Source organism: Bradyrhizobium sp. BRP56, assembly GCF_020194035.1.
GTDB classification, from domain to species: domain Bacteria; phylum Pseudomonadota; class Alphaproteobacteria; order Rhizobiales; family Xanthobacteraceae; genus Bradyrhizobium; species Bradyrhizobium australafricanum.
The window spans coordinates 67,421-80,146 of record NZ_JADYVV010000042.1 but is presented as its reverse complement, the minus strand read 5'-3'; the positions used below and the strand labels follow the sequence as shown (position 1 = coordinate 80,146).

Below are 12,726 nucleotides of genomic sequence, written 5' to 3'. Positions count from 1 at the left end.
TCCAGCTTCTGCCGAGGCGGTGGGTGGTTGAACGCACATTCGCTTGGTTCGGCAGATGCCGCCGCCTCGCCAAGGACTTCGAGGCGACGGTGGCAACCGAAGCTGCCTGGCTGCTGATTGCACACATGAGGCTCCTGACCCGCAGACTCGCGGCTGCAGCTAAGGTTGGGTGATTTATGAGTCAGACTCTGAGGAGCCGCGCAGCGGCGTCTCGAAGGATCGACGGCCCGACTGGTGGCCGATTCATCCTTCGAGGCTCGCCCAGCGGCGCAATTGCGCCGCAAGGCTCGCACCTCAGGATGACGGGACGACGATGCGGTTTTGGACTTATGCAGCGTCGGTTAGTTCGTGCTCTGACCCGCCGCCGCCGCGCCGGCCTTGGTCTCGTCCGAGCGCACATGGATCACGGCGATGTCGTCCTTGTACAGCCGCTTCCAGCCCTTCAGATGATCCAGCGCGTTGCCGGCGGGCGAGTCCGAGCTCAGCAGCGTGGCATCGATCCGGTATTTGTCGAGCAGGCCGAGCAGCCGGCCGACGTCGCGGGCATCGAGCGCATCGTAATAGTCGAGCACGAATTGCTCGCCATAGAGCTCGGCGCGGCCGTCGATGAACACCTTCATGTCGCGGCTGACCATGTAGCCGCCGAACGGCGCGGTGCTGAACACGCGTTGCGCCTTGTGCTGCTGCAGCACATCGACCGCGGCAACGGGCGAGAACATCGGCAGGAATTTGAACTGATGCTGCGCGACGAACATCGCCGTCGTCACCCACGCGCCGATCACCATCGCGATCACAGCCAGGATCGTGACGACGGGAAATGCGCGCGTTTCTCCGAAGCGGGCGGCGGTGGCGCCTGCCGTTCCCCATTGCTCGGCGATCGGCTTGGCGAGCACCAGCGGAGCGATGAACGCGAACACCTCGATGTTGCGGACATGGCTCAGCGCCATCCAGATCAGCCCGAGCAGCAGCAGGATCCGCGGCACCGACAGCGTCAGCCTGCGATAGCAGATCAGGCCGATCAGGCCGAGCAGCGTGGCTTCGAAGAAGCTGGGCTTGCCGAAATCCGCCGGCTTCCATTCCCCGATCAGCGTCAGCAATTTGCCGAGGCTGAGGATCTTGGTCGCGCCGAGCAGGCTGTTCCAGCCATAGGGCGTCAGGCAGCTCGCGGCCAGCGCGGCGAGGCCGAACAGGCCCCATCGCACGACAAGCCGACGGCGGCGGCCGGGCTCCGCGTTCCACACCGCCTCCAGTCCGATTGGTCCGATCAGCGCCAGGCCGAGAACGAAGCCGCCATGCAGATTGGCCCACAGCGTCATCAGCGGCAGCAGCCACCATGACGGTGAACTGCGGCGATCCGCGGCCGCGAGCAGGCCGCCGATGAACGCCAGCAGCACCGGCAGCGCCAGCACATGCGGCCGCGCCAGAAAGTGGATCGTCGACAACAGCAGCGCCAGCGCAGCGATCAGGAGCGCGCGCGCCGGATCGAAATACGGGCTCAACAGATGCAGGGAGATCGCGACCGTCGCGCCGATCGCCATCGACGACAGGATCACCGGCCCGGCCCAATCGCCGCCGTATACGAGCGCATACACCACCTGCGACAGCCACGAGCTCGAGATCCAGGGCTCGCCGAAACGGGTGAACGAGAACACGTCCGATGTCGGCATCGCGCCGTGTTCGAGGATCCACTGTCCGACCCTGATCTGCCACATCGTGTCGGAATCGCGCAGCAGGATTTCGCCGGCCGAGAGATAGAACAGATAGGCGCCCACGGCGGCGCACAGCGGCACCAATCCTCGCGCCGCGCTACGGCTGCTCACGCTGCTGGTGATGGAGAGTGACATGCGCTTTCTTGCTTGTTTCGGCCGGGCCGTTCTGGGCCAACGCTACGCGTGACGCTGGCGCGCACTCGACCACGGCTTCCGATAAATTCGGGTAAATGCCGCAGCGATATCGCGCGCATGCGCAAGATCAGATGCCTCGATTTCGAGCGATCGCCTTAGCCGGCGATTTACCATCGCGGCCCTGAACCGGTCGGGGAGAGGCCCGAAGCACCGCCGGCTCAATCAGAGGTGGTACCAGAGGTTGCAAAAAATCCTTACAATTCCAGCTTGTGAACCAGTCTGAATAGTTGTTCACTTCTTCAGGCGATTGCGGGATCAATCGCTCAAAACGTTGAAGACTCGTGTGTTCTGCCGGTGGGCGCCGGCCGGGGCGCACGGCGGGGGGACGGAACGCCATGGTCTACCGGCGAACTCATCAGGTCGTGAAACGGCTGGCCGCGCGGCGCAGCGCCATCCTGTCGGCTGCGCGGGACGCGGCGGCGGCGGGCGGCATGGCGGCGGTCCAGATCGCACCCGTCGCGGTGCGGGCCAATGTCGCGGCGGGAACGGTCTACCGCTATTTCCCGTCGAAGGCCGAGCTGATCTCGGAATTGATCACGGAAGTCTCGCGCGACGAGCTCACGGCGATCCGGCGTGCCGCGGATGCCGCGCCGGGGCCGTCATCGGCGCTGGCCGCCGCGGTGACGACGATCGCGGTCCACGTGCTGTCGCAGCGCAAGCTCGCCTGGGGCATTTTGGCCGAGCCGGTCGACGTCGACGTCACCGCCTCGCGCCTCGCCAGCCGCCGCGATATTTCCGGCGAGCTGGCCATGCGCATCGATGCCGCGGTGCGCGCCGGACACCTGCCGGCGCAGGACACGGCGCTGGCCGCCACCGCCTTGCTCGGCGCGCTGCACGAAGCGCTGGTCGGCCCGCTGGCGCCGGCCAATCTCGACGATCCGATCAAGCTGCGTGACGCGGTGCAGACCGTGACGCTGCTTGCGCTGCGCGCGGTCGGCGTGATGGACGCACGCGCGCGTGGCCTCGTGGTGCAGGCGACGACTCCGGCGAAGGCGCTGGTCGGCGCATGAGGCCAGGGTGAGGCCAGCGCGCGCGAAGAACACTTCCGTCGCAATGGCGTTGTAATTTTGCGGGCTGGGCTCAACCACCTCACGGAGCAACCCATGACGACGACCCATGGCTCGGCCAAATGGCAGGGCGGCATCAAGGACGGCAAGGGCGCGATCTCGACCAAGAGCGGCGCGCTCTCGGATTACCCCTACGGCTTCGCCAGCCGTTTCGAGGGCAAGCCCGGCTCGAACCCGGAGGAGTTGATCGGCGCTGCGCACGCCGCCTGCTTCACGATGGCGCTGTCGCTGATCCTGGGCGAAGCCAAGCTTACGGCGGAGCATATGGAGACCAAGGCCGATGTGACCCTGGAGAAGGTCGCCGACGGCTTCGCCATCACCGCGGTGCATCTGACGCTGTCGGCGAAGATCCCGGGCGCCGACAACGCGACGTTCCAGGAACTGGCCGGCAAGGCGAAGGCCGGATGTCCGGTGTCGAAGCTGCTCAACACCAAGATCACGCTCGACGCGTCATTGCAGGGCTGATCGCGGCGCGGCGGGTTAGAGCGTTTTCGAGCGAAATAGGCACCGGTTCGTGTGAAGAAGACGCGTCAAACTGGAATCTAGAGCTGCGCGTCGCCCTTCGGGCCGACCGAGGCGATACGCAGCATGTTGGTGGTGCCGGGCGCGCGCAGCGGCACGCCGGCAACGATGATGACGCGCTGGCCGGCCTTGGCAAAACCGTCGCGGAACGCAATCGAGCCGGCGCGGTCGACCATGTCGTCGAGATCGTGAGCGTCCTCGGCGACCACGCAATGCACCCCCCACACCACCGACAGCTTGCGGCCGGTGACGAGGTTCGGCGTGATCGCGACCACCGGCACCTTGGGCCGCTCGCGCGCCACGCGGATCGCGGTCGAGCCTGATGACGTCCAGCAGATGATCGCCGACAGGTCGAGCGTCTCGGCGATCTGCCGGGCGGCGTCGGCAATGGCGTCACCCACCGTCGCTTCGGGATCGACGCGCTGCGCGTTGATCACGTTGCGATAGGTCGGGTCGCGCTCGACCTCCTCGCCGATGCGGTTCATGGTGGAGACTGCCTCCACCGGGAATTTGCCGGCGGCGGATTCCGCCGACAGCATGATGGCGTCGGCGCCTTCGTAGACGGCGGTGGCGACGTCGGAGACTTCGGCGCGCGTCGGCACCGGCGCCTGGATCATCGATTCCAGCATCTGGGTTGCGACCACCACCGGCCTGCCGGCGCGGCGCGCCATCCGGATCATCTGCTTCTGCAGGCTCGGTACCCGTTCCAGCGGCAGTTCGACGCCGAGATCGCCGCGCGCCACCATCAGCGCGTCCGACGCTTCGATGATGTCGGCAAGGCGGTCGATCGCCTGCGGCTTCTCGATCTTGGCCATCACGGCGGCGCGGCCGCGGATCATCTTCTTGGCCTCGATCACGTCCTCGGCGCGCTGCACGAAGGACAGCGCGACCCAGTCGATCCCCTCCGGCAGCGCGGCTTCCAGGTCGGCGCGGTCCTTTGCGGTCATCGCCGACACCGGCAGATCGGTATCGGGCAGGCTGACGCCCTTGCGGTCCGACATCTTGCCGCCGATCACGACGCGCGTGACCGCGCGCTCGGGCGAGGTTTCCTCGGCGATCAGCCGCACCTTGCCGTCGTCGAGCAGCAGCGCATGGCCCGGGCGGAGCGCCGCGAGGATCTCCGGATGCGGAAGCTGGACGCGGCTGTTGTCACCCGGCGTCTTGTCGGAATCCAGAATGAAGCTCTGGCCGTTCTTGAGCTGGGTCGAGCCTTCCGCGAACGAGCCAAGCCGCAGCTTCGGCCCTTGCAGGTCGACCAGGATGCCGATCGGCCGGCCGTAGCTCGATTCGACATTGCGGATGGTCTTGACCAGCTCCCGCATCTTGTCGTGCGGGGTATGGCTCATGTTGATGCGGAAGACGTCGGCGCCCGCCTCGAACAGCTTGCGGATCATCGCGCTGTCTGAGGAGGCCGGGCCGAGCGTTGCGAGGATCTTGATTCGACGCAGTCGTCTCATGGTTTGTTTCCGGGTGGTGCGGCTGGCGGCAGACCAGACGCGCCCGGAGGCGCTGCGCCCGGCGGCGGGTTGGGCAGGCCCGGCATCGCCCCGGGACTTCCTGGACCCACGCCGCCCGGCATTCCCGGTACTTTCTGCGGCTGTTGTTCGTTGGCTTCGGTCAGCTGGACGGTCCATGCACGCTGCTCGCCGGTGTCGACCTCGAAGAAGCCGGTGCGGTCAAACCCGCGCGCCAGGCAATTTTCGGTGCCCTTGATGGTGAATTCCTTGTCGCGCGAGCACATGAAGGCCTGGCCGGACCATTCGCCGCCGCGATCATAGTCGAGAGCGTAGATGTAGTAGTAGCGCGCCACAAGGTTGCCGCGCAGCAAGGTCTCGCAGGTGCGCGACGACACGTTCCACCAGCCCTCGGTGGTCCAGCCCTCGGCGTCCTTGTAGCCGAGCGCGATGCCGACGCGGCTCGAGGTGTTGTTGCAGAGCCGGAAATCGGCCGCCGCCGGGCTCGTCCACAGGCAGGCCGCGACCAGCGCCAGCACCGGCAGGAGGCCGGCCAACGTCAGACGGATATTGCGGGGAGCTGAGGCGAGGGAATCTGTTGGGCTCATGCAGCGAAGCTATATCAAATCATGGACGATTTCGCGTGCCCGGCCGGCACTATCAACGGGCGGGCGCCCGTCTGCGACGCTGTCGGACCATGGCCGGGGTGGCCGGACCGGTCCGTTTTGCGCGCCGATATGGCAAAATCTGTGACAATTCCCACCTGATATCAATATGGTGAGCGCGACACACGGGATCACGATCATGAGCATTGACGACAAAACCAGAACGGAACTCGAGGCCGCGGTCTTCCGGCGTCTCGTCAGTCACCTGCGCAACCGCACCGATGTGCAAAACATCGACCTGATGAACCTCGCCGGCTTCTGCCGCAACTGCCTGTCCAACTGGATGAAGGAAGAGGCCGACGCCAAGGGCCTTGCCGTGAGCAAGGACGAGAGCCGTGAGGCGGTCTACGGCATGCCGTATGAGGAATGGAAGGCGCAGTATCAGGGCAGCGCGACGCCGGAGCAACTCGCGGCGATGAAGAAAGCCCAAAGCGGGCATTAAATCTCAGCCTCTGTGACGTCAGTTCCGCGGCCGTCCGCATCTCCTGTGGGCGCGCTGTGGATGAGCGCGATGTTTCCTTGACGGAAGGCGCGCCAAAATCGAGGGTCGCCCGCAGCAAGCGGTGCGCAAGGCGCGTATTCGCGTAACATTTCAATACCTGTTCAGGAGTGCGCGATGGCCACCACGTCTGCCGCCGTCAAGGAAGAGCCCGCAACGCGATTTGCCAAGGACCAGCTCAAGTCCATCATCGAGCGCATCGAGCGGCTGGAAGAAGAGAAGAAGACGATCTCGGACGACATCCGCGACGTCTATGCCGAGAGCAAGGGCAACGGCTTCGACGTCAAGGCGCTGCGCGCCATCATCCGTCTGCGCAAGCAGGATCCGAACGAGCGCCAGGAGCAGGAGACCATCCTGGAGACCTACATGCAGGCTTTGGGGATGCTCTGAGGCGGCCAGCGGCCACCCTGCCGGGCGTTCGCCAAGGGCGCCCCCCAAAGCTCTCCCCAACGCTCTCGCCAAGGCTCAGGTCAAAGCTGCTGGAAGGCCTCCTGTCGAGGCTTGGGTGAAATCCCGGGATTTGCTACACTGTCGGCGAGGTAACCGGGCAGATCGTTCAGATGGACGTGCCAGGACCAGAGCGCCGGCTCGCTGCGGTCCTCGCCGCCGACATGGTCGGCTATAGCCGACTGATGGAGGCTGACGAGACGGGCACCCTTGCGCGCCTCAAAACCCATCGCATCGAGCTGATCGATCCGGCCATCGCCAAGAATCGCGGCCGCATCATCAAGACCACCGGCGACGGCCTGCTGGTCGAATTCCATAGCGTCGTCGATGCGGTGCTGTGCGCGGCCGAGGTTCAGAGCCGGATGGCGAAGCGCAACGCCGACGTCGCGCCGGCGCGGTGGATGCAGTTTCGCATCGGCATCAATCTTGGCGACGTGATCGTTGACGGCGCCGATATCTTCGGCGACGGCGTCAACGTCGCGTCCCGCCTGGAGACGCTGGCCGAGCCCGGCGGCATCTGCATTTCCGGCGCGGTCCGCGATCAGGTCGGCGATCGCCTGGAAGATCTGAGCTTCGAGGATCTCGGCGACCAGACCGTCAAGAACATCGCGCGCCCGATCCGGGTTTTTCGCGTTCATCTCGAATCCGGTGCCAGGCCCGTTTCGGAGCACCCGAGTGTTGTGACCGGCCCTGTCGTCGCCAAGAAGCCCTCCATCGCCGTGCTGCCGCTCGTCAACATGAGCGGCGATCCCGAGCAGGAATTCTTCGCCGACGGGCTCACCGAGGACATCATCACCGAGCTGTCGCGCTTCCACGATCTGCTGGTGATCTCGCGCAACTCGAGCTTCGTGTACAAGGGCAAGGCCGTGAAGGTGCAGGACGTCGCGAAGGAATTCGCCGTCGACTATGTGCTGGAAGGCAGCGTGCGGAAGGCGGGCGGCCGGATCCGCGTCACCGTGCAGCTGATCGACGCCGTGGCCGACCGGCACGTTTGGGCCGAACGCTACGACCGCGAGCTTGCCGACATCTTCGCGATCCAGGACGAGATGACGCGCGCGATCGTGGCGACCTTGCCGGGGCGCGTCGAGGCTGCCGCGCATGACCGCGTCAAGCGCAAGCCGACCGACAACATGGCGGCCTATGAATGCGTGCTTGCCGCCAAGGTGCTGCATCATCGCTCGGCACGGGACGACAACGCGGAGGCGCAGCGCCTGCTCGAGCGGGCCATCGTGCTTGACCCGAACTATGCCCATGCCCACGCCTGGCGGGCCTGCGTGCTCGGCCAGACCTGGGTCTACAACTGGTGCACCGACCGCGACGCGACCATGGCGCAGGTCGCCGCAGAGCTCGAGATCGCGCTCAAGCTCGACGACAATGACAGCGACGTGCACCGGATCCTCGCCGCGCTGAACCTTAACCGCGACGACCACGACAAGGCGGCCTTCCACCAGGAGCGCGCGCTCGCGCTCAACCCGAATTACGACCTCGTCGTCGTGCAGCAGGGCGAGCTCCTGACCTGGCTCGGGCGGCCCGAGGAGGGCATCGACTGGATCAAGCGGGCGATGCGCCTCAATCCGTTCCATCCGGAGCGCTTCTGGAGCCATCTCGGCCGAGCCTGCTATTGCGCCGAGAAATACGCCGACGCCGTCGAGGCGTTCTCGCGCATCACGCGCCCCGACCACACCCATCATGCCTTCCTCGCGGCGACCTTCGCGCAGATGGGCAACACGGTGGCGGCCTCTGCCCACGCCGCCGAGGTGCTGAAGCGCGAGCCGACCTTCTCGGTTGCCGCGCATCTGACAACCCAGCGCTACAAGTATGAGCCCGATCGGGCACGCTACGAGGTCGGCCTGCTCAAGGCAGGGCTGCCGGCCTGAAGGGGCGGAAAGCTATCTTGTCGGCAGAAGCGCGGCTCAGCGCAGCGAGGCGGTGCGGAGCACGAAGGACTGGGTCGTCAGGAGGGCGGTCGCCGAGCCCGAGAAACGGTCGCAGGTCATACCCATCATCGGATCTTCCGAGAAGGTCATGACGACGGCGGCCTGCGGCTTCACGAAATGAGTCCGCATCATGGTCATGTCGGTGTCGCCAAGCACCGTGGTCAGCATGGCATTGCTCGCGCTCGGCGCCAGCATCACCACGCGCATCCAGATATCGTTGCCCTTGGCAGCCGAGATCCGCGCGGAGGTGGTGATCACGCCCTGGCTCGGTGCGCCCTTGGCAACGACGGTGTTGATTTCGGTGCTAGGAACCGCGGCATTGCGCGTCGGGCGCACGTTGCGCGGGATCGGCGCGGTCGCTGCGACGATGTTGGCGCGATCGACCGGTGACGCCGCGGGCGCATAGGCCAGTGCTTTGTTGAAGTTTTCGGTCGTCGTGCTGGCTGTGGTCTGCGGATCGCTACCGCCGACCGCCTCGCGGGCCTTCAGCGCGGCAATCTGCGCCGCCGACGCCTGCTTCGGCGCCTCACCTTCGTCACCCCAGAAGCCGCGGGCATTGATGATGTCGGCAGGGGATTGCGGCGCGGTGTTCTCGGCCACCTGCACCACTTGCACCGCCGGCTTCGCCTTCGGCATCGGCACGAGCTGGGCGTCGGCGGCGGCGAGCTGGATGGCGGCGGCGAACTGCGGCTTGGCGCGCGGCAGCGGAACCGGATCGGCGGCTTTGGCGGGCGCGGCGGCGGCCACCACGGTGTTGGCGGCGGGCTTGTCGTTCACGCTGGCCGCGCCTTCGTCTTCATCGTCACTCGACTTGCCGCCACCGAACAGCTTCGCGAACAGGCTCGGCTTGCCGATGGTCGCGGCATCGTCACCATTGCCGCGGCGCTCGATATCGGCCTTGGCAAGCTCATAGCCCTTGAGCGGCGTGCCGTCGGTCGGGACATGGACGGTGCGGCCGTCGGGGAACACCCTGACCAGCTGATCGCGGGTCATGCGCGGCCAGTGGCGGATGCTGCCGGTGTCGAGATGGACGAACGGCGAGCCCGAGGTCGGATAGAAGCCGACGCCGCCGCGCTGCAGGCGGAGGCCCGCGTAACGGATCTGCTCCAGCGGCACGCCCGGGATGAAGAAGTCCATCGCATGCCCCAGCATGTGCTGGCTGTGGCGCGCAACGCCCGAGGAGCGGCGGCGGAGCATGGCGTTGGTGGCAGGGGCGCGATAGGCGGAGATAATCTGGATCGGCTGCTTGCCGCCGACGTCGTTATAGACGTCCCACAGGATGTCGAAGAGGTGACGGTCCATCACCGTTTCATCCTGGGAGCGCCAGTCGCGCAGGAAGTGGTTGAGCTGCTTCAGCGCGCCTTCGTCGTAGCGGCCCTCGCGCTTGAAGGTGACGGTGAGGTCTTCGCCGGAATGGGTGTGGTGGAAGGAGAGGGTGCGGGTCTGGTTCAGCGCGGTGGCATCGTGCACCGATCCCGCGCCCGCCAACAGCAATAGCGCAGTCAGGCCGACTTGGTATCCGGCCTTAGGCAACGACAGCGGATTGCAGCGGCGTGCGAAGACAGCCAGCACTATGAGCCCACCCAGTCGACGAGCGTTCGGTCGGCATCTTTCGCAGACCCCCTGCGGAAGACGGTGAACGCTTTCTTAAAGCGGGAGGGTTAACCGAGGTTTACCGACCCGCCCCCAAGTTAGGCTTAACTAACTGGGCGACTGTGGCAAAAGATAGCCCTGCTCCCCAGCCGAGACCCGAAATGGTTAACGTAAACGATCTCGCCTTTTGAGCGAGATCGTTGATTTTGCTTCAAAATTTATCCCAATCGGGCGGAAATGCAGATCAGCGGGTGATCACCCGGCGCTGCTGCTGGGCCTGCCCGCGACGGATCGGCTGCGGCTCCGGCTGTCCGAATCCCCCGAACAGGCGCTCGAAGAAGTTTGGTCCGGAGGAGCCAAAGCCGTTGTCGCCGGCGACATTGACGCCGGCGGGCAGGCTGCTGCTCGGCGGACGCGAGTAGCTCGGCTGGGCGTGCGCCACCACCGTCTCGAGATCCTTGCCGCGGCTGTTCCTGAGCAGCGACAGCATGCTGGCGTCGCGGCCGTAAACGTCTCTGCGCAATTGCAGCTTGCCGGCATCGTCCACGAACGCGGTCTGGTAGGTGATGTTCACCGGGATCGGCGTCGGGAATTTCAGGTCGACCTCGCTCGAACCGTACATGCTGCGGATCCGCTCCGGCGTGTAGTGCTGGTTCGGCTCGGTAATGTTGAGCAGGACAGCGGCGTACTGATCGGGATTCTGCACGCGCATGCAGCCGTGGCTGAAAGCACGCTCGTCCTTCGCGAACAGGTACTTGTCCGGCGTGTCGTGCTGATAGACCAGGAACTTGTTCGGGAAGTTGAAGCGGATGCGGCCGAGCGCGTTGGCCTCACCCGGTGGCTGCGAGATGTGAATCGAGCCGTCGCGGTTGCGCTCGAGCCTGAGGCCCATGCGCTGCAGCACCGTCGGATCCTGCTGCAGGGCCGGCAGATACTCGTTGTAGATGATCGACGGCGGCACGTTCCAGGTCGGATTGACCGTGATGTACTTCATCGTCTCGGTCAGAAGCGGCGTGGCATGCTGGCCGGGCTTTCCGGTGACGACGCGGGTGGTCCAGACCGGCGCGCCGTTCTGCATCACCTTCAGCGTGTAGTCCGGGATGTTGAGGATCACATAGGCATTGCCGACACTGGCGGCGCCGAGCTGGCGCGGCAGCCAGCGCCAACGCTCCATGTTGACGATCACTGTATCGATCTGCCGGTCGCGCTTCGGATTGTTCAGCGCCTTCACCGTGCGCTCGTCGAGAACGCCGGTCGGCTTGAGGTCGACGCTGCTCTGGAATTTCTCCACCGCCCGCGCGACCGTCGCGTCATACTTGGTGCTGTCGGCATTCTCGGTGACGCCGAGCTTGTTGCGCAGGTCCGGCACGCGCGGATCGTCCATCTCGACCGCGGCCTGCTTCTTGCGTGCCGGCAAATATTTCAGCGTCGGGCCGTCCGCGATCGTGATGACCGGGCCGTCGCCCTGGCCACGCAGCTCGGCGAGCTTCTGCTTCAGCTCCTTGTAGAGCTTCTGCGGCGGGTTGTAGCCGTCGAGCGCAGCGGAGGCGTCCTTGGCGGAGGTCACATTGGCGAACACTTCCGCCGGATCGATCGGGTGCTCCGGATAGAGAATGTCCGCCGACACCTGCGACCAGTGCATGCGGCCGCTCTGGGCCTGGCGGGCGTAGTCCAGCATGCTGGCGGCGAGCTTCAGCTCGGCGTCGGCCAGCGCATCCGGCGAGGTCGCCGCGGCGAAATCCGGCACCGGATAGTCTGATGCATCGAGGCCGTCGGCGGCCGCGTCCTTCAGGCGGGCGATGACGCCCTTGCCGGCGTCGGTCAGCTTGCCGGCCTTGGTGAACACCGGCGCGTATTCGCGAGCCGAATAGAACTTCTCGGCCGCTGCGCGCTCGTTCTTGCGGTCAAAGCTACGCAGCGACTTGCTGGCGAGCAGTTCGCGCAGCTTGTCGGCAACCGGCTGATCCTCGGCGGCAACGTTGCTTGCCGCCTTCGCCGGTTCGCCCGCCGGCGCTGCGGCGGTCGCGGGGGCAGGAGCTGTGGCCGGCGCCGCTGCCGTTGCAGGCGCGGGGCTTGCGGCAGGCGCGGTGGCCGTTGCGGGGGCGGGCGTGGCCGCCGCCGGCGCGACGGCGGTATCGGTCTTCGGTGCATCGGCGGGCTTCGTCGCCGGCGCGGTCGCGACATCGGCGGGCTTCGGCTCGACGGCCTTTGCAGTCGCGCTCGGCTCTGCCGGCTTGGCGTCGACCGGTTTTGTCTCAGCGGGTTTGGCCTCGGTGGCGTGCACATCCGCTGGCTTCACGTCGGCCGGCTTGGCTGCATCGGGCAGCGCGGCGGTGGTGTCGGTCTTGAAATCGCTTGCGGTGGGGGGCGGCACGTTGGCCGGTTCGGGACGCGGGATCGCCGCGTCGATCGCGAGTTCCGAGGCGCTGGAGTGCGGCGTGTCCTGCGCGAAGGCCGCGGTCGCGGACACCGTGAGGAAGGTTGCCGCGACGGCCATCAATACGCGGTCAAATCCTCGACGGTTGTTCGAACAGTCACGCATCGTCACACCCCCTGGGTGAAACTGCCCCTCATCAAACTGGAACAGTTCAAATCAGAATTTGGTTTCATAGCTTGCGCGAAGCGCCGGCCTCTCGAT

At 66.0% G+C, this 12,726-nt stretch carries 11 protein-coding genes; 6 read left to right on the top strand and 5 right to left on the bottom strand.

The genetic code is table 11. The features are described from left to right. The coding region (locus tag I6F38_RS26910; RefSeq protein WP_225162452.1) for a transposase at nt 1-173 on the top strand (173 nt) is incomplete at its 5' end. A 168-nt stretch (nt 174-341) separates the two neighbouring features. Here I6F38_RS26910 and I6F38_RS26905 read toward each other — a convergent pair. Next, nucleotides 342-1,844, bottom strand: coding sequence for a hypothetical protein (locus tag I6F38_RS26905; protein WP_225162448.1), 1,503 nt, complete (start codon nt 1,842-1,844; stop codon nt 342-344). Between the two features lie 395 nt (nt 1,845-2,239). Between I6F38_RS26905 and I6F38_RS26900 the strand changes: the two genes are divergently transcribed. Together I6F38_RS26900 and I6F38_RS26895 are read left to right on the top strand one after the other, a co-directional pair. Continuing rightward, the gene (locus I6F38_RS26900) at nt 2,240-2,914 is read left to right on the top strand and encodes a TetR/AcrR family transcriptional regulator (protein ID WP_026191806.1); all 675 of its coding nucleotides are present in this window, start codon (nt 2,240-2,242) and stop codon (nt 2,912-2,914) included. A gap of 93 nt (nt 2,915-3,007) precedes the next feature. Further along, a complete protein-coding gene (locus tag I6F38_RS26895) occupies nt 3,008-3,436 on the top strand; it encodes an OsmC family protein (protein ID WP_016841620.1) in 429 nt (142 codons plus the stop codon). 77 nt (nt 3,437-3,513) lie between these two features. On the opposite strand, the gene pyk is transcribed toward I6F38_RS26895, so the two are convergent. Both pyk and I6F38_RS26885 read right to left on the bottom strand, forming a co-directional pair. Then, nucleotides 3,514-4,950: a pyruvate kinase gene (gene pyk, locus I6F38_RS26890; protein ID WP_225162447.1), complete on the bottom strand. Its 1,437-nt coding sequence runs from the start codon at nt 4,948-4,950 to the stop codon at nt 3,514-3,516. Next, nucleotides 4,947-5,555: a DUF1036 domain-containing protein gene (locus I6F38_RS26885; RefSeq protein ID WP_038377731.1), complete on the bottom strand. Its 609-nt coding sequence runs from the start codon at nt 5,553-5,555 to the stop codon at nt 4,947-4,949. The genes pyk and I6F38_RS26885 overlap by 4 nt, the downstream gene beginning before the upstream one ends. A 196-nt stretch (nt 5,556-5,751) precedes the next feature. Between I6F38_RS26885 and I6F38_RS26880 the strand changes: the two genes are divergently transcribed. The 3 genes from I6F38_RS26880 (at nt 5,752) to I6F38_RS26870 (ending at nt 8,435) form a co-directional block, all read left to right on the top strand. Next, complete coding sequence (locus I6F38_RS26880) at nt 5,752-6,054, top strand: DUF1244 domain-containing protein (RefSeq protein WP_225162446.1); 303 nt, start codon at nt 5,752-5,754, stop codon at nt 6,052-6,054. A 174-nt stretch (nt 6,055-6,228) separates the two neighbouring features. Continuing rightward, the gene (locus tag I6F38_RS26875; RefSeq protein WP_016841616.1) at nt 6,229-6,501 is read left to right on the top strand and encodes a DUF2312 domain-containing protein; all 273 of its coding nucleotides are present in this window, start codon (nt 6,229-6,231) and stop codon (nt 6,499-6,501) included. A gap of 170 nt (nt 6,502-6,671) precedes the next feature. Further along, a complete protein-coding gene (locus tag I6F38_RS26870) occupies nt 6,672-8,435 on the top strand; it encodes an adenylate/guanylate cyclase domain-containing protein (RefSeq protein ID WP_225162445.1) in 1,764 nt (587 codons plus the stop codon). Nucleotides 8,436-8,471: 36 nt separating this feature from the next. Here I6F38_RS26870 and I6F38_RS26865 read toward each other — a convergent pair whose 3' ends face one another. Both I6F38_RS26865 and I6F38_RS26860 read right to left on the bottom strand, forming a co-directional pair. Further along, nucleotides 8,472-10,067: a DUF882 domain-containing protein gene (locus I6F38_RS26865; protein ID WP_225162444.1), complete on the bottom strand. Its 1,596-nt coding sequence runs from the start codon at nt 10,065-10,067 to the stop codon at nt 8,472-8,474. Between the two features lie 265 nt (nt 10,068-10,332). After that, nucleotides 10,333-12,630 carry a L,D-transpeptidase family protein gene (locus tag I6F38_RS26860; RefSeq protein WP_225162443.1) on the bottom strand — a complete coding sequence of 766 codons (2,298 nt, stop codon included), beginning with the start codon at nt 12,628-12,630 and terminating at the stop codon, nt 10,333-10,335. Between the last annotated feature and the right edge of the window lie 96 nt (nt 12,631-12,726).

Coding starts and splice junctions, on each gene's coding strand:
- I6F38_RS26905 (WP_225162448.1), bottom strand. CDS start 1,844: ATGTCACTCTCCATCACCAGCAGCGTGAGCAGCCGTAGCGCGGCGCGA.
- I6F38_RS26900 (WP_026191806.1), top strand. CDS start 2,240: ATGGTCTACCGGCGAACTCATCAGGTCGTGAAACGGCTGGCCGCGCGG.
- I6F38_RS26895 (WP_016841620.1), top strand. CDS start 3,008: ATGACGACGACCCATGGCTCGGCCAAATGGCAGGGCGGCATCAAGGAC.
- pyk (WP_225162447.1), bottom strand. CDS start 4,950: ATGAGACGACTGCGTCGAATCAAGATCCTCGCAACGCTCGGCCCGGCC.
- I6F38_RS26885 (WP_038377731.1), bottom strand. CDS start 5,555: ATGAGCCCAACAGATTCCCTCGCCTCAGCTCCCCGCAATATCCGTCTG.
- I6F38_RS26880 (WP_225162446.1), top strand. CDS start 5,752: ATGAGCATTGACGACAAAACCAGAACGGAACTCGAGGCCGCGGTCTTC.
- I6F38_RS26875 (WP_016841616.1), top strand. CDS start 6,229: ATGGCCACCACGTCTGCCGCCGTCAAGGAAGAGCCCGCAACGCGATTT.
- I6F38_RS26870 (WP_225162445.1), top strand. CDS start 6,672: ATGGACGTGCCAGGACCAGAGCGCCGGCTCGCTGCGGTCCTCGCCGCC.
- I6F38_RS26860 (WP_225162443.1), bottom strand. CDS start 12,630: ATGCGTGACTGTTCGAACAACCGTCGAGGATTTGACCGCGTATTGATG.